The 17,058-nt window shown below is 36.0% G+C and carries 20 protein-coding genes; 3 read left to right on the forward strand and 17 right to left on the reverse strand.

Annotated features, from left to right (window positions below; genetic code table 11):
- Positions 1–168 precede the first annotated feature (168 nt).
- Together AC3WSK_RS00265 and AC3WSK_RS00270 are read left to right on the forward strand one after the other, a co-directional pair.
- Positions 169–681 carry a GNAT family N-acetyltransferase gene (locus AC3WSK_RS00265; RefSeq protein WP_079560651.1) on the forward strand — a complete coding sequence of 171 codons (513 nt, stop codon included), beginning with the start codon at positions 169–171 and terminating at the stop codon, positions 679–681.
- Positions 682–741: 60 nt separating this feature from the next.
- Positions 742–1,281, forward strand: a complete 540-nt coding sequence (locus AC3WSK_RS00270; RefSeq protein WP_492411366.1) for a DJ-1/PfpI family protein — start codon at positions 742–744, stop codon at positions 1,279–1,281.
- Between the two features lie 100 nt (positions 1,282–1,381).
- Here the strand turns inward: AC3WSK_RS00270 and AC3WSK_RS00275 are convergent, their stop codons facing one another.
- From AC3WSK_RS00275 to yneA, 4 genes are all read right to left on the reverse strand, one after another.
- Complete coding sequence (locus AC3WSK_RS00275; RefSeq protein ID WP_492534758.1) at positions 1,382–1,558, reverse strand: hypothetical protein; 177 nt, start codon at positions 1,556–1,558, stop codon at positions 1,382–1,384.
- Positions 1,558–1,728 (reverse strand): hypothetical protein, encoded by a 171-nt coding sequence (locus tag AC3WSK_RS00280; RefSeq protein WP_492534760.1) that lies wholly within the window; start codon positions 1,726–1,728, stop codon positions 1,558–1,560. The genes AC3WSK_RS00275 and AC3WSK_RS00280 overlap by 1 nt, the downstream gene beginning before the upstream one ends.
- A gap of 75 nt (positions 1,729–1,803) precedes the next feature.
- On the reverse strand, positions 1,804–2,469 hold the full coding sequence (locus AC3WSK_RS00285; RefSeq protein WP_079560646.1) for a YneB family resolvase-like protein: 666 nt from the start codon (positions 2,467–2,469) through the stop codon (positions 1,804–1,806).
- Complete coding sequence (gene yneA, locus AC3WSK_RS00290) at positions 2,466–2,783, reverse strand: cell division suppressor protein YneA (RefSeq protein WP_079560644.1); 318 nt, start codon at positions 2,781–2,783, stop codon at positions 2,466–2,468. Before yneA ends, AC3WSK_RS00285 begins: the two co-directional genes overlap by 4 nt.
- Before the next feature lie 163 nt (positions 2,784–2,946).
- On the opposite strand from yneA, the gene lexA reads away from it, so the two are divergent.
- A complete protein-coding gene (lexA, locus tag AC3WSK_RS00295) occupies positions 2,947–3,564 on the forward strand; it encodes a transcriptional repressor LexA (protein WP_079560642.1) in 618 nt (205 codons plus the stop codon).
- 182 nt (positions 3,565–3,746) lie between these two features.
- Here the strand turns inward: lexA and AC3WSK_RS00300 are convergent, their stop codons facing one another.
- The 13 genes from AC3WSK_RS00300 to AC3WSK_RS00360 all read right to left on the reverse strand — a co-directional run bounded on the left by AC3WSK_RS00300 (position 3,747) and on the right by AC3WSK_RS00360 (position 16,694).
- Complete coding sequence (locus AC3WSK_RS00300) at positions 3,747–4,469, reverse strand: gamma-glutamyl-gamma-aminobutyrate hydrolase family protein (protein WP_492411369.1); 723 nt, start codon at positions 4,467–4,469, stop codon at positions 3,747–3,749.
- An 88-nt stretch (positions 4,470–4,557) separates the two neighbouring features.
- Entirely contained in the window at positions 4,558–5,310 is a 753-nt protein-coding gene (locus tag AC3WSK_RS00305; RefSeq protein WP_492411371.1) for a prepilin peptidase, read from the reverse strand.
- 59 nt (positions 5,311–5,369) lie between these two features.
- A complete protein-coding gene (locus AC3WSK_RS00310; protein WP_492411373.1) occupies positions 5,370–6,095 on the reverse strand; it encodes a potassium transporter in 726 nt (241 codons plus the stop codon).
- Positions 6,092–6,685 carry a PilN domain-containing protein gene (locus AC3WSK_RS00315; RefSeq protein WP_492411375.1) on the reverse strand — a complete coding sequence of 198 codons (594 nt, stop codon included), beginning with the start codon at positions 6,683–6,685 and terminating at the stop codon, positions 6,092–6,094. Before AC3WSK_RS00315 ends, AC3WSK_RS00310 begins: the two co-directional genes overlap by 4 nt.
- The gene (pilM, locus tag AC3WSK_RS00320) at positions 6,685–7,656 is read right to left on the reverse strand and encodes a type IV pilus biogenesis protein PilM (protein WP_492411377.1); all 972 of its coding nucleotides are present in this window, start codon (positions 7,654–7,656) and stop codon (positions 6,685–6,687) included. Before pilM ends, AC3WSK_RS00315 begins: the two co-directional genes overlap by 1 nt.
- A gap of 103 nt (positions 7,657–7,759) precedes the next feature.
- Positions 7,760–8,212 carry a prepilin-type N-terminal cleavage/methylation domain-containing protein gene (locus AC3WSK_RS00325; RefSeq protein WP_492411379.1) on the reverse strand — a complete coding sequence of 151 codons (453 nt, stop codon included), beginning with the start codon at positions 8,210–8,212 and terminating at the stop codon, positions 7,760–7,762.
- A 105-nt stretch (positions 8,213–8,317) separates the two neighbouring features.
- A complete protein-coding gene (locus AC3WSK_RS00330; RefSeq protein WP_492411381.1) occupies positions 8,318–9,523 on the reverse strand; it encodes a type II secretion system F family protein in 1,206 nt (401 codons plus the stop codon).
- Positions 9,520–10,569: a type IV pilus twitching motility protein PilT gene (locus AC3WSK_RS00335; RefSeq protein ID WP_427482690.1), complete on the reverse strand. Its 1,050-nt coding sequence runs from the start codon at positions 10,567–10,569 to the stop codon at positions 9,520–9,522. Before AC3WSK_RS00335 ends, AC3WSK_RS00330 begins: the two co-directional genes overlap by 4 nt.
- A gap of 14 nt (positions 10,570–10,583) precedes the next feature.
- Entirely contained in the window at positions 10,584–12,254 is a 1,671-nt protein-coding gene (locus AC3WSK_RS00340; RefSeq protein ID WP_492411383.1) for a GspE/PulE family protein, read from the reverse strand.
- 18 nt (positions 12,255–12,272) lie between these two features.
- On the reverse strand, positions 12,273–13,643 hold the full coding sequence (locus tag AC3WSK_RS00345) for a G5 domain-containing protein (protein WP_427482686.1): 1,371 nt from the start codon (positions 13,641–13,643) through the stop codon (positions 12,273–12,275).
- Positions 13,644–14,247: 604 nt separating this feature from the next.
- Positions 14,248–15,780, reverse strand: a complete 1,533-nt coding sequence (locus AC3WSK_RS00350; RefSeq protein WP_492411386.1) for a pilus assembly PilX N-terminal domain-containing protein — start codon at positions 15,778–15,780, stop codon at positions 14,248–14,250.
- Positions 15,781–16,227, reverse strand: a complete 447-nt coding sequence (locus AC3WSK_RS00355; RefSeq protein ID WP_079560612.1) for a type II secretion system protein — start codon at positions 16,225–16,227, stop codon at positions 15,781–15,783.
- 17 nt (positions 16,228–16,244) lie between these two features.
- Complete coding sequence (locus tag AC3WSK_RS00360) at positions 16,245–16,694, reverse strand: type IV pilus modification PilV family protein (RefSeq protein ID WP_079560610.1); 450 nt, start codon at positions 16,692–16,694, stop codon at positions 16,245–16,247.
- Positions 16,695–17,058: the final 364 nt, after the last annotated feature.

Raw genomic sequence — 17,058 nt, forward strand, 5'->3', positions numbered from 1 at the left:
TGCAAAGTATAGCATGTTTCCCCTTAAAATGCAGTTATACCAACCTTTCTAGTATCCTTATATTTTAGAAATAAATACCATAAATTGCATGACTTTAAGGAACTACAAGTGTATAACTAATTTATATGGTTCCAAATATCATTTAATTTATGCTTGGGGGAGAATGAAATGTTTATCAAAACTAACAGACTATTAATAAGAGAATTCGAAGTTCAAGATTGGCAAGCTGTCTATGAATATACTTCAAATCCAACTGTGATGAAGTATATTCCAGAGGGCGTTTTTAATGAGGAACAAGCAAAAAAGTTTGTTTCAGAAAATAGCGGTGAAAAAGCAAAACACTTCCCTATTATTTTACTAAGTGAAAGTATAGTTATTGGTCATATTGTTTTCCATCAATACTTTGGTGATCATACGTACGAAATTGGCTGGGTATTGAATCCGAGCTATTACAACAATGGATACGCATCTGAAGCTGCAAGAGCTGTACTGGACTACGGATTTAAAGAAATGAAACTGCATAGAATTATTGCTACTTGCCAGCCGGAAAATATCCCATCCTATAAAGTGATGGAGAAAATCGGGATGAGACGCGAGGGTTATTTTAAAAAATGTATACCACACAAAGATGAGTGGTGGGATGAATACTACTATGCTGTCTTAGATGAAGAGTGGGTATAAGATATACTTTCACTATAGTGCTGTTCTAAATCTTCGTTTTAAAATAGATGGGAGAATTATATGAAAAAGACCGCTATATTATTGTACCCCCAATTTAGTGAATATGAATTGAGTGTAGCATTATCTATTTTAATGCAAGGAGATAAACCCATTGTTACTGTTGGGTTAAACAATGAAAAAATCAAAGGGGAATCTGGTTTATCTTGTATAGCCGATACACAAATAAGTGAAGTTAATCTTGACGAAATCGATAGCTTATTGCTACCAGGCTGTATGGATATAGCTTTACTAATAAATGAGCAAGAATTAATTGATTTTATTGGTAATGCGCATGCCAAAGGAGCAACCATCGCAAGTATTTCTAGCTCTCCAACTCTTTTAGCGAAAGCCGGAGTATTAAAAAACAGAAAGTATACTGTTGGATTGCCGCTAGAAGGTATTAAAAAATTAGAATTCTTCGATCTTAATCATTTTTCTGAAGACCTAGTTGTACAAGATGGTAACATCATAACTGCAAGAGGTAGAGGTTTTATACAATTTGGTATTACTGTGGGCAAAGCCCTACATCTCTCTTTTGATGAAAATTGGTACAGAGAATAAAGAAAAAGCTCTAAATGATATGAAAGATTACTACAATAAAAGATGGAAAGTTTCTAGAGAATATTGAGCAAGAGAGGTAGAAATGGCTACTTCTCTTATTTTATTTCCAAAATGTCCAATCTGTTGGACATTCTTTCGCTGTTCTATCCGTCACTTTGGCGTTTCTATCCACGTTTTTCGCTGTTCTATCCGTCACTTTGGCGTTTCTATCCACGTTTTTCGCTGTTCTATCCGTCACTTTGCCGTTTCTATCCACGTTTTTCACTGTTCTATCCATCACTTTGGCATTCTATCCACGTTTTTCGCTGTTCTATCCGTCACTTTGGCGTTTCTATCCACGTTTTTCGCTGTTCTATCCGTCACTTTGGCGTTTCTATCCACGTTTTTCGCTGTTCTATCCATCACTTTGCCGATTCTATCCACGTTTTTCACTGTTCTATCCGTCACTACTGGTTCCTTCACCTTCATCTAGAGCCTTTAAAAAGAAAAAAATCAGTAGGAAAACTCCCACTGATTAAAACGTTACTTTATTTCGTTTCTCTCTAAATGTTCCCGATATCTCCTATGGACAGTGGCTTTGCTTACGTCAAAGCTTAGCCCCCTAAGAGTCATAGCTATCTCCTCAAATGTGAAGCCTCGATTGCGGAGTTTGACGATTTCTTCTATAGGGACATCTTTACGTTCCTGACCGTTTGGGTTTCCTCGGTTAGATAAATTATTTTCAGGGCGGTAGCCATTTTCAACTGCACGACGCATACCACGACGTATTTTAGCATTGTGGATTCTACGCTGGTACTCCTCTACAATTGCTAAAATTTCTAGGAGCATCGTATCCATTTCATTTAATTGTACAGGTCCCGCGTCTCGCATAGAGAAAACATTAGTTTCAGTTTTCTGCAATAAATGCAAAACGGCCATTCGAGCATTTCCACGTCCTAAACGTGTTTCATCCTGCACAAATAATGCTGTTACTTCTTTTTCTTTTATGAAATCGAGCATTTCTAGTAAACCCTCTCGTTCCACATCATAGCCGCTATGCTTATCCTTAAAAACAAGTTTCACTTCGTAGCCCTGTTCCTTAGCATAGCGTACTAACTCCTCCTCCTGTCGCTCTAATGAGGAGCTTTGTGTCTCTTTTTCTGTACTCACACGGCAATAGACAACAGCCGATTGTTGTTTTGTTATCATTTTACATTTCTCGCAATTTCAATTGAATTTATAGGATTGGATTGGTCGTCACCCACTACTGGAATCACTAGAGAATTACCTGCAATAATTCGTACGTTCGATAATTCATTTTCTGCCTTAACAAGCTTAATCCATTCATCCGATTTCATTTTACCACGGTACTGTTCGGCTAACGACCATAAACTATCACCATGTTCGACTTCAATTTCTGCGTATGTAACATCTCCTGGATCTGTTATAAAAAGATATGCTGTAAATAGAAGACAAGCTCCTAATAAAGTTGTAATATGTGGATTTTTTTTAAACCAGTTCATGTGTATAACCCCTTTTCAAGAATGTCTGTTCGGAATATATGTTCTTATAATAATGCGAACAAACGTTTTTGTCAAACACTTTTCGAACCTATGTTTGCTTAAGTGTTCGCATTCTGCTATACTACTAATAAGTAGAATGACTAGAAAAAAGAGGTGAGCAATCATGAAAAAAGTTTCGAAAAGACAAGAGGCCATATTAGATTTCATTAAAGAAGAGGTACGCGCAAAGGGTTATCCACCATCTGTACGTGAAATTGGTGAAGCAGTTGGACTTGCTTCAAGCTCTACAGTTCATGGACATTTAGCTCGTTTGGAGCAAAAAGGCTTAATTCGACGCGATCCAACTAAACCACGTGCCATTGAAATTCTAGAGCCAGAGGACTCTATTCAAAAGCAACAAGTTATTCATGTACCACTTGTTGGGAAGGTTACTGCAGGTTCTCCGATAACTGCTGTTGAAAATATCGATGAATATTTCCCGCTACCGGATATTTATGGTACAAGTGAAGATCAGTTATTTATGCTAGAAATTATGGGTGAATCAATGATTGAAGCTGGCATTTTAGACGGAGATTTAGTTATTGTTAAACAAAAATCAACAGCTGATAATGGTGATATTGTCGTAGCAATGACTGAAGAGAATGAAGCAACTGTAAAGCGTTTCTTTAAGGAAAAGAGTCATTTCCGTTTACAGCCTGAAAACGCAACAATGGAGCCAATTATCGTAGACCAAGTTTCTATTTTGGGTCATGTTGTAGGTCTTTATCGTCGTGTTCATTAAAAGTATCTCAATAGCAACGTACAAAAAGAGGATTCTATGTTCACAAATGGGCATATACCTCTTTTTCTTATTTTTCGAGTGCCATTTTATACACTAAAAAAGAACCCACCTTATATGGATTCTTCCCTCTAGCAATGTCTTTAGTTAATTTCCATCCTAAGCCATGTAATGCTTATCAAGTTTTATGCCTCTACCTTGAATTTCAAACTCGCCTCTACAAATGCAGTGAATAATTTTTTTGATGCTTCATCTCCTACAATGGCTAGCTCTTCAGGATGCCATTGTACTGCTAGACAAAATGGTAAATCTTCGTGTACTACGGCTTCAACGATACCATCACTTGATTTGGCTGCCACTTTCAATTTTTCTGCTGCTACGTTTATTGCCTGATGATGAAATGAATTCACCGGAATTTTTTCTTCCTCAATAATTGTTGTTAATAATGTATCCGATGTTAGATCAACATGATGTGTAGCAACGCCCCGTGCCGCTTGTTGCGTATGCTTTATTAATTTTTTACTATGATATTCACTATCAATATCCTGATAGAGAGTGCCTCCAAACACAACATTTAGCATTTGAATCCCTCGACAAATGCCGAAAATCGGCATTTTCCGAATAGAGGCCGCTTCAATCAAGGAAAGTTCTACTGAATCCCTTTCCGGATGAATCTTCCCTAACTTTGGTGTAGGTTCTGCACCAAAAAGAAATGGATGTACATCATGTCCGCCCGATAGTAATAATCCGTCCGTCAACGATAAAATTTGTGCTACATCCTCTTCAACTCCAATCGGAATTATAAGAGGTACACCCCCAGCTTCAATTATACTTTTGCTATAAGCAGCATTTAATCTTGAGGACAAATTATCCTCCGCAAAGGCTGTTATTCCGATAATTGGTTTCATGTTATCCCCTCCATGATCTTTATCTAGCATTAACTACCTATAAAAGCTCGAAGACTATTAATCATCGAATGAATCCCCCACTGATTAATTACCAAAATCCAAGATACCAGTTCATCAACGCATCCCCATAGAAATAGATAATAATAGCAGCTAAAGCAATAGAAGGTCCGAATGGTATAGGCGTTTTTCTTCCCTGTCCGCGTACTTTTAATACTACTATTCCAACAATCATGCCAATTACAGCAGCTAAAAATAGCGTCAGAAGTGCATGTATTGTCCCGAGTACAAGACCAAGTAAAAAGAATAATTTAATATCACCCCCACCCATTCCACCTCTTGATAGGACAGCTATACAATATAATATGCCAAAACCTACCAAGGCTCCAACTATACTGTCCCACCACGGAGACAAAGGAGATATGACGCGTCCCAAAACTAGCAATGGTAAAAAGAATAATAGCACTTTATTGGGAATAAGCATATAAGCAAAATCCGACACGACAATAATGACTAATAATGAAATTAATAATAGTGCTACAAAAAATTCTGTACTGAAGCCCAATTTCCAATAAGCAAAGGCAAAAAACACACCTGTTATAAGTTCCATCAATGGATAAATCCAAGAAATTTTGTGACCACAGCTACGGCATTTTCCCCCAAGAAATACATAAGACAAAACAGGTATCAAATCAAACGCCGTCAGCTGTCTCTTACAAGAAGTGCAATGCGAGGGCGGACGCACAATGGACTCCTTCAAAGGCACACGTAAACCAACTACATTAAAAAATGAGCCTAAAACGAGCCCAAATACAAAAACAGTAATTGTATAAGCAATCTCCATTTTTATTTCCTCCTATACTAATAGACGCCCATACATCGGATGTATGCGCGCCATCAAATTTATTGTTGTCCTTCATAATAGAACGTCGTTACTTGTATGGTAGATTTTAAGGTTGTATCGGCGTCCTCCTGGAATTTCTCTTCTTCACCAGTCAACGTGAAATCGATAGCATCAATTTTCATCACACGATCAATTTTTTCAACCTCTTTTATAAACTCGACCATTGCTTCATTATCCAGTGCGACAACATCAATACTAAATGTTACTAGTTTTAATTCTTTTGGTAAGGAGTCTTTAGTGAAAGTAGCAGTTGGTATTTTATCTTTCGCTTCAGGTGTTTCATCATTTTTAGCAACAGCTTGTTCCTCAGCTTCATTTGCAGGTTGCTTTGGTTTAGCCTGTTCCTCAGAATTTATCGAGTTTGGATCTGTCATAGTAGAATCCATTACGAGCGAATCATAATTATTAAAGTCCATAGCTTCTACCCGTGTTCCCGTCACCGCTTCAATCTCTTCAATATTTCGAATTACCTCTTCAATAGCTCGTGTTTGAGGTACTTTTTTACGCAATGATAAATTACTTGCACTAGTTGATTTACCTTTCTCTTCAATTAAAGCAATCTGCTTCTGAATTGTTGATATTTCTTGTTGAAGGGAGTTAATTGAACTTTCCTTCGCATCTACTTCTTCTAATTTAGGTGTTACTATATAGTAATATAGCGCAAATAAAATGGCTGCAATGAAAGCTGTTAAGATAATAATCGTTGAATTTTTACTACTAGTCATGATTCTTTACCTCCAGCGAGAAATTTAAAATCAATTCCTAATATAATCGTTGCCGAATAACGAGGCACTTCCTTAAACTTGTTCTTCGCACTTTCTTCCTCTTGATTCCCTATAGATACATCAAAATTAGAAATAGTATCAACCTGAATATCATTGAAATAGCGGCTTGCTGTTAGCTTTTCTAAATAAGATGATATTGCTGACATTGTTTCAAAATCAGCCGTAACCTCAACATTTTTTTCACCAAATACATAATCCCTTAAATACGTTTGCTCTGGTAACAATACTTGGGTTTCATCCATTAAGGGGGTCACTGGATACGAGACCTTTTCCACAAATTGTACAGATTGTTTCAATGAGCCTTTGTTCACATTTTGCTTTACATCTAACTCAGTTTGAAGTTGTTCGTGTTGGGATGAAAGCTCCACTTCCTGCGCACTTAATTTTGTAAGATCACTTTTTGCTTGGAAAAACAAAAAAACCATATATCCTACTATCATACCAATAAGAATAATAAATACTATATATATTGAAGTAGGGGTTGAATGCTTCTTTTCCAAATTCGGCAAGAGGTTAATTTCTGGTACCATTAGTTAACCTCCTTTAATGCAAGTCCAATTAAGCTTGCAAATTCCTCTGAAAATTGAGGGAATGATTTTTGAATGACTGAATCATTTAACATAATAATCGGTGTCGGAAAATTATTTTCTAACAAATCTTTAATCGTAGGAAGTAGTGGATTATCTCCTAGAATGATAATCTCATCGACACTTTTCTCACCTTTATGTAAGGAAAACTTAAAAAAATTCATGATACGATCGATTTCAAGCATTTGATCGGTAAGAATGATACGATAATTGTCATCAGCATCTAAACGATAAGAAAAACTAAACTCCTCAATCTCTTCAAACTTCCATTCCGATAAATCTGTATCAAACGATTGATACCGTAAAAACTCCAGTTGGCCATATGAAAAAATACTAATCGACAATTCATTGATGGACCAATCCGCTATTAAATAAGTTCGATTATCTTTTATTAACTGCAAATGCTCTAACAGACGAATATTACACAATGTACGAATATCTGCTACTTGAGGTTCTAATGTAGCATCGAGTAATAGTCCAATCATTTTCGTCACTTCTTCTGAAGGTGCTGCAAATAGCATCGCCTGTCCATCACTAGGTTTTGGATCATACACATCAATAAGAGGATCTTGAAATGGAAGATGAATGGACTGACCAAGCTCCATTTCCACATACCCTTTTAATTCATTCCACTCTATATCATCAGGATGCTCAAAGCTCTTTAACAAAACGGAAGTATCCGGTACAAAAATACGCGCATTTTGCTTTTTGCCTGCCCATTTTGCCACATTATTTTTCATGACATCAAACAATTCCATTTCATCATGAATAACAGAACCTTCAACAACTCCCTGTGCTAATGGCATTTCATAGCCCTTCCATTGTGACGGGTCAGTACCTTTTGCCACAATCGCACGCAATATATAATCCTTTATCTCAATCGACACATGCGATTTTTTCTTTTTTGTAAACATAGGGAAAGATGCCTCCTTTTTCTGATATCTATTTTATTAATCTATATAAATTAATCATTCAATTGAACATCCAATTTACATTGGATGTTCTGTGAAAAATTAATTATTTATTCATAGCTCCAACTAAATCCTTTCCACTTATAGTAGTTGCTGGCGGTGCGAAAGCACCAAATTTAAATTTATCTTTATTTTTAATGTTTACTAAAGCATTGAATTTGATTTCATAAGCTTTATTTTTAGTATTATACGTTACTTGGTCACCTGTATATAATTCACCCTCATACACCTCTTCAAGTACATCCTTATTACAAGTAATTACATTATTATCATCTGCAGCACCACAAGATCCATCAGCAATAGCAATTTTTGCACCTGATAGTAAACCTGCCGCATCTGAAAGGATTGCTTTGTCTTTAGAATTATTAATAATATTCCCGATAGCAGGAATTGCAATCACTGCAATAATCGCTAGAATAACGATTACTGCCAATAGCTCAATTAACGTTAAACCTTTTTGATTTTTCAATAGTTTTTTGTTCATGATTTTTTTAAACATCAATGTTCCTCCTTATAAATTGTTATGATTAGTCCAAAAATATGTACCCCTACAACAACTACTACTACAGCCTTTTCTATACCACCCCCTTTATAGTTAGTACGCTTACATATTTTCGTATAATGCGAACATTGGTAGGAAAATTGCCGCGACAATTACACCGACAACCGCTGCTAAAACGAGTATCATCAATGGTTCAATGAGCGATTTTAGTGTATCAACGGAGCGATCTACCTCTTCCTCGTAAAAATCCGCTATCTTTTCGAGCATATAATCCAGCGAACCTGTTTTTTCCCCGATAGAAGTCATTTGGGTTACTAAAGGAGGGAATAGCCAACTTTTTTCTAGTGGCTCAGATAATGTACCGCCTTTTTCTAGGTTATCTCTCGCCTCCATTACAACCTTCCCTACAACTGGATTCCCTACAACTTTCTCAACAATTGTCAGTGCATGTAGAATGGGTACTGAACTACTGAACAGAGATGATAAAGTTCTAGTCATGCGAGAGATTACATTTTTTTGCATCAAAATGCCAAATACAGGTAATCGCAATAATGCATAGTTCACATTGTAATGAAATTGCTTATTATTTTTATAGAAAAATCGAAATAGAAGAATCGATAATATGAGAATCCCAATTGCAATATACCAGTATGCTATTAACCAATCTGAAATACTGACAACAACAACCGTTAATATTGGCATTTCCATGTCCATTTCTTCAAAAGTAGCCATAAATGTCGGAACGATAAATATCATTAGAAACATACCTACAGCGATTGTAAGCACAGATAAAATAGCCGGATATGTCAATGCCGATTGTACTTTCTTCTTAATTTTGAATTGCTTTTCAAGTGTCCCTGCTAAGCGCTCTAGCGTCTCATCGATATTCCCTGTTGCCTCACCTGAGCGCATCATATTAATAAACATGACTGGAAAAGCCTTTGGATGCTTGGCTGCTGCATCTGAAAACGCTGTACCCCCACGTATATCTTCTTCCACTTGTTGTAAAGCTTTTTTTAATGCTTTACTTTTCGTTTGCGTACTTAAAATATGTGTTGCCTCTACAATTGAAACGCCAGCACGGATTAGTGTTGCATATTGACGACAATAAATAACGAAATCCTGGTGTTTTACTTTTCCGCCAATGTTTAAGTCTTTGTGTAAAATGCTTTTAGACTCTTCCAGCTCACGGGCATTAATGCCTTGTGTTCGTAATTTTTCAAGTGCTACCTTTTTGTTAGTCGCGTCAATAATTCCTTTTTTGTGTGCACCAGTTTTTGTGCGTCCACTATATCGAAAAACGGTCAATTATAATCCCCCGCATTCATATATGGCCTTGCGTCTTCCAATGAAATTCTCCCCATAGCGATTAGCTGCTGCATAGACGATTCCAAAGTATGCATACCTAACGCTTTACTCGTCTGCATAACAGTAGGAATTTGGTGAACTTTCTCATTTCGAATTAAATTTGAAATAGATGGTGCTTGTACTAATATTTCAGTAGCAGCAATTCGCCCCTTGGCATCCTTACGTACGAATAAACGCTGTGAAATAATGCCTACTAAAACATTGGCTAGTTGCACACGAATTTGTCCCTGCTGATGTGGTGGGAAAACATCTATAATACGATCAATCGTAGTCGGAGCACTACTTGTATGTAATGTCGCCATCACTAAATGGCCCGTTTCTGCCGCTGTGATAGCTGTTGAAATCGTTTCGTAGTCACGCATCTCACCTACTAAAATAAGGTCAGGGTCTTGACGAAGAGCAGCACGCAAACCATTGGCAAAGCTCTGAGTATCAACCCCTACTTCACGTTGATTGATAATGGATTTTTTATGTGTATGTAAATATTCAATTGGGTCCTCAAGCGTGATAATATGCTTTGATTTTGTTTCATTAATATGATCAATCATTGCAGCAAGCGTTGTAGATTTACCAGAACCTGTTGGACCTGTTACTAAAATAAGACCCTGTGGTTTCTCTGCTAATTGATACAGTATCTGTGGCATATTTAACGATTCAATGGAAGGAATTTTCGCTTCAATCAAACGGGCAGCTATCGTCACTTCATTGCGTTGATGATAGGCATTTACGCGAAAACGACATTTCCCTTGCAATGAATAGTTAAAATCGGTTTCCCCTTTATCATGAAACTCTTGTAATTTATGCTCAGGTAAAATAGTTTTCACCATTGTCTGTAATTCTTCAGAAGTTAGTAGTTCACTCCCATATTGTTCTAGTTGCCCATGGATACGATAAACTGGCGGGATTCCCTTTGTTAAATGAAGGTCAGACGCTTTTTCTTCAAATGCGCGTGTTAATAGCTCATCAATATTTCTACATGTTGTCATGAACGATTCACATCCTAATCTGCATTTGCTACACGCAATACTTCTGAAGTGGTTGTTTGTCCTTCTACTACTTTTAACAGCCCATCTACCAGTAATGTGTAATAGCCTTCTTGTTTCATATAATCACGCATCGCACTATCGCTACTTCGACTTAATATCATTTCTTTAATATTGCGATCGATTGGTAAAATTTCATGAATAGCCATCCGTCCACGATAACCTGTTTGATTACACGAAGGACAGCCTCTTCCGCGTCTACCATGTGTAACTCCTTCAATGCCGTTCTTATGCATGATTTCTAATTCATGCTTCGTAAAAGCATAGTCTTCTCCGCAATCTCGACAAATACGTCGTACTAAGCGCTGTGCCATAATCCCTACTAGTGAAGAGGATAATAAAAACGGTTCTATCCCCATATCCTGTAGTCGAGAAATTGACTCAACTGCACTATTTGTATGTAAAGTACTTAAAACTAAATGCCCTGTTAACGAGGCACGTACTGCTATTTGTGCTGTTTCAAAATCCCTTATTTCACCTATCATTACGATATCTGGGTCCTGACGCAAAATTGAACGCAATCCAGCTGCAAATGTTAAACCTACTTCTTCTTTCACTTGAATTTGGTTTATACCATCGAGCTGATATTCCACTGGATCTTCTACTGTAATGATGTTTACATCTTCTTCATTCAAGTTGCTTAAGGCTGCATATAATGTAGATGATTTCCCTGATCCTGTAGGGCCTGTTATTAGCAAAATACCATTAGGATTGTCAATCATGTTTCGGAAAAGGACTTCGTTTTGCTCTGTAAAGCCAAGCTTGTCAATTGAATTGGCAACACTGCTTAAGTCCAAAATACGCATCACAACTTTTTCTCCATAAACAGTTGGAAGAGTCGAAAGTCGAATATCTACTGGCTTGAAATTAACATTCGTTTTAATACGTCCATCTTGAGGAATTCGATTTTCCGTGATATTCAAATTCCCCATAATTTTGATACGTGCTAATATTATATTTTGCATATGTTTCGGTAACGAGCGCTCGGTTCTCAATACCCCATCTACTCGATAGCGAACCCTTAAATCCGTCTCCTGTGGGTCAAAGTGGATATCGCTTGCTCGTTGGGCAACTCCATTAGCAATTATTTGATTAACTAGTCGGACAATCGGAGAATCCTCTCGTTCAATTTCCTCCTGTGTTTCAGCAGCTGTCGCACCAATGTCGAGCAATGCAGCCTCCATAGACTCTTGCAAATCATAATATTTCGTTAGGGTACGATATAAGTCATCCTTAGCTGCAATACTTGTTTCGATTTGGCAGCCTGTCGCCATACGTACTTCTTCTATTGCAAAATAGTCCATCGGGTCAGCCATCGCGATGAAAAGTTTATTTTTTTCACGACGGATTGGAATAATATTTGTTCGTTTAGCGAGTTCAGCCGGAACAAGTTGAAGTAAGTCTGGGCTTATTGAATATTGATTCAAATGAATGTGTGGGATTCCTAGCTGAAACTCTAGTACTTCGATTAACTGTTGCTCAGTTAAAATATTTTCTTTTATGAGAAAATCGCCTAATTTCTCATCTTTTGTTTTGTTTGTAAGCGCAAATTCCAATTGCACATTTGTTATAACTCCAGATTCAACAAGTAAATCACCTAATCGCTTTCGCCCAGTTTTTACGATCATTCACATATACTCCTCTCTTTATGGGCTTGTTTGTACAAAATTCCCACCTTTATCATAGTAGCCATATACAATCTCAGGATCATTCGGATCTTTTGAAGTATTTGCAGATGTATCTTTATTGTTATTTACAGCATTATTGACGGATTTTTCATTTTCAGATTGTCTATCTGGTAATCCATCTCCATCTAAATCCATGTTTAGATCAGGATCACTCGAATCGGAAGTTCCTACTTTTTCATTACTATTTTCTGGAACAACAGGCTGTCTTGAAGATTTCAAAATGATTTTATTAACAGGTGGATAGTAGTCACGGCTGACTAGTTCCTCCGTAGTGTTACCATTTTCTAAAACAGAGCGATAAACTTCGACCCGGACGCCTACTTGACCTTTTTGGATAACCTCTTCGCTGCCTACTGGTAAGTCTTTAGAATAGCGAATAATGACTCGTGGTTGTATGATCTTATCTTTACTAACTCGAACAGTGATTTCTTTTTCTTTCTTTTGAGCTAATAATTCCACTTTTAAAGAATCACCTTCTACTGTGAGTTTTAACTTATTCGATTGATCAGAACGGTTTACAAATTGCAAATCTTTATCTAACGCACGATTTACCCTTGCATCCAGTCCTTGCTGTAAATAATTCGGCCTCTTTTCTTGAGAATGTCTCTCTGAAATCTCATAATCAGTTTGAAGAGCAGCATGATAAAGCATAGAGGCTACGAAATTAATTGCTTCACTATTTGCTTCGTCATATTTTTCTTCTATCGTTGTTAAGTAAGAAAATGGCACTTCAGGTAAAATAATAGAATCGTTTAGCATATTCGTTAGTTTATCAACACCCATTGCATTTGCAGGTATTTTCTCAATCGATAGAGCCAAACGCTCCGCTTCTATTAACTGAGTATCTGCAACTGTTGCATTAATTTTATGACTTTTTAAATAGGAAATTTGAGTGATAATTGCATTTAAGGTCGCATCAACCTCCCATACACTAGTAGCCTCAAGCTGCTTCTTCACTTGATCATCTACTTCCACATGTAAGGGTATATGTACCGCTTGCTCTTGCTTCCAAAAAGCAAACCAAGACTTGTCTGTTAAACTATGATATTCAGCTATAGAACTCTCTACATCAAATACAAATAATTTTGGATCCAGTGAAATCGTAATATTGGCCCCTTCTACGCTAACAGGAGCGTCTCGCCAAATATTAATAGCCTCTTGTAAAGCATTTTCAATATCACCACCCTCTAAATCCTTAACCGATATTCCTCCGATTGTAGATTCAACACCTTTAGCCAGTGCACTATCTACGATCATATTAGGTACCCAGACTGTTAATAAGATGATTAGAACAGCTACCATTGCGCCTAACTTCAAATATAATTTCATAGCCTCATCACCTTTACAAATATAGTCAAAAAAAGAATGTCTATTTACTCATATAAAACAATTACTTTTTATTCATATTTTTACAATACAACACAAACTATATTTAAAAATGAGCCTTTCATCCTAAAAATAGTTAAATTTCAGTGAACTTATCTTTTTTAAACATGAAATTGTAATTACTATTGAAATGTTGTTAATGTGTTTTATGGACTATAAAACACAGTCATATATCTCCACACAACTTTCGATGTATACATATCGAATCAACTACCCTAGGCAAAAAAGACTATTAATTTCAGGTTCAATTGAAAGGTTGCACTTTAAATTCAAATAGCGCCCTCTTTCTATTCTCACCAAGAGTTTAACCAATATTAAAATAAGGGTTATTTAGAAAATCTGAATTCATTCCAGACATTCTAAATAACCCTTTTCTATTACTTTCTCACATCAATTGGAACCCCTCGTCATAGACAGCATTAAGCTTCTCTAAAACTAACTATATAATTGTAAAAATAATGTCATTACTAAGACGACAAGCTTAGTATTCTATTGTATCAAAATCAGAATATCGCATTCTAAACAACCTCTTCATGCTCCGTGATATTTATTCTACTTCAAGCATACTATTAGAAATTGTTAAATTATTATTTTCTTCAAATACTAAACCACCATTTGATATTGTATCTTCAATCGTTTTTGGTTTGTAAGTAACAGTTGAACCTCCACTCGTATTTACTGTATAAGCCATTATTCCTCCTATAACTTCTCCTGATCCTCTCATTGTGATTTTTGCGTCGGGGGCATAAATATATAAGTCGTGATTATAAGACCCTCCTTCAACATTGATATTTGATCCACCTGCATATAGATTTCCTTGTACGCTACCAGAACCATTTATTTTTATATCAGCTGATTTAGCATATATAGAGGCTTTTGTTTTTGTATCACCAGTAAAATCCATTAACGAAGTGCCTGTATAATATACACTTAATTGCCCTATGTCTCCTGTATTATTCATACTCGAACTTCCCTTTAAATTAAAAGCATCCTTAATATACAAAGTTAATCTACCGCTCCCCGTAATATTTAAGTGCCCTTCCGTGAAGTTAAAGTTATCTATATATAAATTTTTGTCTGAATTACCTACATCAATAGATAACGTTCTGCCCGAAGAAACTATAAGCGTTTTCAAGTACATATTTTGAGTAAGCGGGAGAGTACCACTAAAGTTTTGATACCCATTTATGTGTCCGTTTCCTCCACCGTCAATCTTAATTGAATGATTTTCCAACGAGAGTTGCGTTTGATTTCCATCGATGGAAACTTGAATTGAATTTGTATATGGTCTTGTGCTTAAACTAGTAAATTCATTATCCGGGAAAGGTGGTAATACATCCTTAGGAAATGCAACATTCCCTATAATCTCATTCGTAACATTCATCCAGCTCGGCTTTGAAAACTTATCTGGAGTTGTTCCAATCTTACCAGTAATTTTAGCACTCTCTTGTGTAATACTAATTTTTCCACTGTCAGAAACAACATCCCCATTAAGTTTACCTCCTCCAAGTTCGATGTTTTTTATAGCGTGGATAGCAGCGGAATTTGAAAAACCAGAACCCGTTCCGCTTCCTAAATCGATTGTAATTGTCTGTGCTACTGTTCTCGTTTTCTTGCCAACATTACCAACGGACGTTATTTTATATTGTAATTGTTCAGTACTTTCTTGAATAACTGTTACATTTGCAAAAGTTTTTTCATTAAATTGTTCATCAAAAGTCACTGTATCAGCATATGTTGATTGATTCTTTTCAAAGATTTTTTCTAAGCTACTTTCAAATGCATCTATAAAATCTGACTTAAATTTTTCCGGCTTTCTTTTATCAGGAGGTAGCTTATTGAATTTTTTTCTATTTTCATCGTATGTAATTTTAACTAATTGTTCTACTTTGCTTTTTGTACTGTTTAAGCCACCTTCTGCAATGTAAAAAACAGATTGGTCATCTCGCTCATTAGCAGACATCTTTAATGAATTAGCAGTAAGTGTTAAAAGCGTAATTCCAAGAACTGAGATAAAAGCAATTGTAAAAATTACTAAAAGTAACGAATAACCATTTTCTTGTTTTAGATTCTTAAACATTTAGCTGCCTCCCCTAAAATATATAGTTGATGAAAAAGGCTTACTATTTGGCGTTGTAATATCAATAATTACATGACTCCGTTTATCTTCAATGTTAAAATCAAGCACATTCGCTGCAATCATTTCATCATTTCTCGTAATCGTCTGATCCTTTTGGTAATATACATAAGTATATTTTTTATTATTTTGATTATTTATTAGTGTATATTCTGTATACTCATCTAAAGCCTTTTTATGAATTTCAGTAGATTTACGCGTATCTTTAGTAACAACTTTCAAAATATAAGTTGTGTCAGATAATTGAATAGTCGATTTCATTTGTTTATCGCTTGTAGTCTTACTGTTCATTAAGATAGACATAAGAACAATAGATACAATCGTAGCTATTACAGTAACAGCCAAAACTTCTAGTAAGGTCACGCCTCTCTCATTTTTGAATTTAGACATATGAACCACCTCTTTTCTTACAAGCTAAAGATATTTTGCATTTTCGCTTTTAATATCGCCCCTCTTGAATCATAAACTTCGATAGTAACCCTAACGGTATTATCATGCGAGATATCTTCAGCATTCACTATTATGATTTCCTTGTTTTTAGCATTAGAGGGTGTCACTTTATACCGAGTGATATTACCTGTTGAATTCACTTCATCCTTTTCAGCTAGATACGGAAAATTAGATTCCCACGTTTCGATCGTGGTAGATTTAAAGTAGTTATACATTTTCTCCATTTCCTTTTGCGCTAAATAGGTGGCATCAATAATTTGTTCAGAGCTTTTTCCGGTTTTATTCGATTGAATGAGTAAGCCGAAAAAGGATAATAAGATGATAGTTATTATAACTAAGGAAGCAACAACCTCAATTAAAGAGAATCCCCCTTGACTCTTAAATAATTTTCTATTTTGACGCTTCATTTTCTCCCTCCTTATGCTGATCAAACTTTTTAGTAATGTAAGTTAATCAATTATGCCTCGGCATAATCACGTCTGGAATCGGCTTTGCGCTTAGACATGCGCGAGGGCCGACACGATGTCGGTCATTTCGGTAATGCCACAGGACTTGGCGTTCCTAGACTAAGTTCCTCTGTTTAGCGGGCGTTTGGACACCCGCCGAAAGAAGTTAAAAGTACATTAGACTTTAACACTAAAACAATAGTACTTATAGTAAATAAACTTTCCTATTAATTGAATATTACCTATGCTAATTATACTATTTCATATATAAACAGCATTTACAACACCACTTTTTCGTATGAATTTGTATTTATTTTTAAATTTT

Source organism: Lysinibacillus sp. EB271-A1-10B (assembly GCF_058791335.1).

Coding starts and splice junctions, on each gene's coding strand:
- AC3WSK_RS00315 (WP_492411375.1), bottom strand. CDS start 6,685: ATGGTACCAGAAATTAACCTCTTGCCGAATTTGGAAAAGAAGCATTCA.
- AC3WSK_RS00350 (WP_492411386.1), bottom strand. CDS start 15,780: ATGTTTAAGAATCTAAAACAAGAAAATGGTTATTCGTTACTTTTAGTA.
- AC3WSK_RS00355 (WP_079560612.1), bottom strand. CDS start 16,227: ATGTCTAAATTCAAAAATGAGAGAGGCGTGACCTTACTAGAAGTTTTG.
- AC3WSK_RS00310 (WP_492411373.1), bottom strand. CDS start 6,095: ATGACTAGTAGTAAAAATTCAACGATTATTATCTTAACAGCTTTCATT.
- lexA (WP_079560642.1), top strand. CDS start 2,947: ATGAAAAAAGTTTCGAAAAGACAAGAGGCCATATTAGATTTCATTAAA.
- AC3WSK_RS00340 (WP_492411383.1), bottom strand. CDS start 12,254: ATGATCGTAAAAACTGGGCGAAAGCGATTAGGTGATTTACTTGTTGAA.
- AC3WSK_RS00325 (WP_492411379.1), bottom strand. CDS start 8,212: ATGTTTAAAAAAATCATGAACAAAAAACTATTGAAAAATCAAAAAGGT.
- AC3WSK_RS00305 (WP_492411371.1), bottom strand. CDS start 5,310: ATGGAGATTGCTTATACAATTACTGTTTTTGTATTTGGGCTCGTTTTA.
- AC3WSK_RS00270 (WP_492411366.1), top strand. CDS start 742: ATGAAAAAGACCGCTATATTATTGTACCCCCAATTTAGTGAATATGAA.
- AC3WSK_RS00345 (WP_427482686.1), bottom strand. CDS start 13,643: ATGAAATTATATTTGAAGTTAGGCGCAATGGTAGCTGTTCTAATCATC.
- AC3WSK_RS00285 (WP_079560646.1), bottom strand. CDS start 2,469: ATGATAACAAAACAACAATCGGCTGTTGTCTATTGCCGTGTGAGTACA.
- yneA (WP_079560644.1), bottom strand. CDS start 2,783: ATGAACTGGTTTAAAAAAAATCCACATATTACAACTTTATTAGGAGCT.
- AC3WSK_RS00335 (WP_427482690.1), bottom strand. CDS start 10,569: ATGACAACATGTAGAAATATTGATGAGCTATTAACACGCGCATTTGAA.
- AC3WSK_RS00265 (WP_079560651.1), top strand. CDS start 169: ATGTTTATCAAAACTAACAGACTATTAATAAGAGAATTCGAAGTTCAA.
- AC3WSK_RS00360 (WP_079560610.1), bottom strand. CDS start 16,694: ATGAAGCGTCAAAATAGAAAATTATTTAAGAGTCAAGGGGGATTCTCT.
- AC3WSK_RS00275 (WP_492534758.1), bottom strand. CDS start 1,558: ATGGATAGAACAGTGAAAAACGTGGATAGAAACGGCAAAGTGACGGAT.
- AC3WSK_RS00300 (WP_492411369.1), bottom strand. CDS start 4,469: ATGAAACCAATTATCGGAATAACAGCCTTTGCGGAGGATAATTTGTCC.
- pilM (WP_492411377.1), bottom strand. CDS start 7,656: ATGTTTACAAAAAAGAAAAAATCGCATGTGTCGATTGAGATAAAGGAT.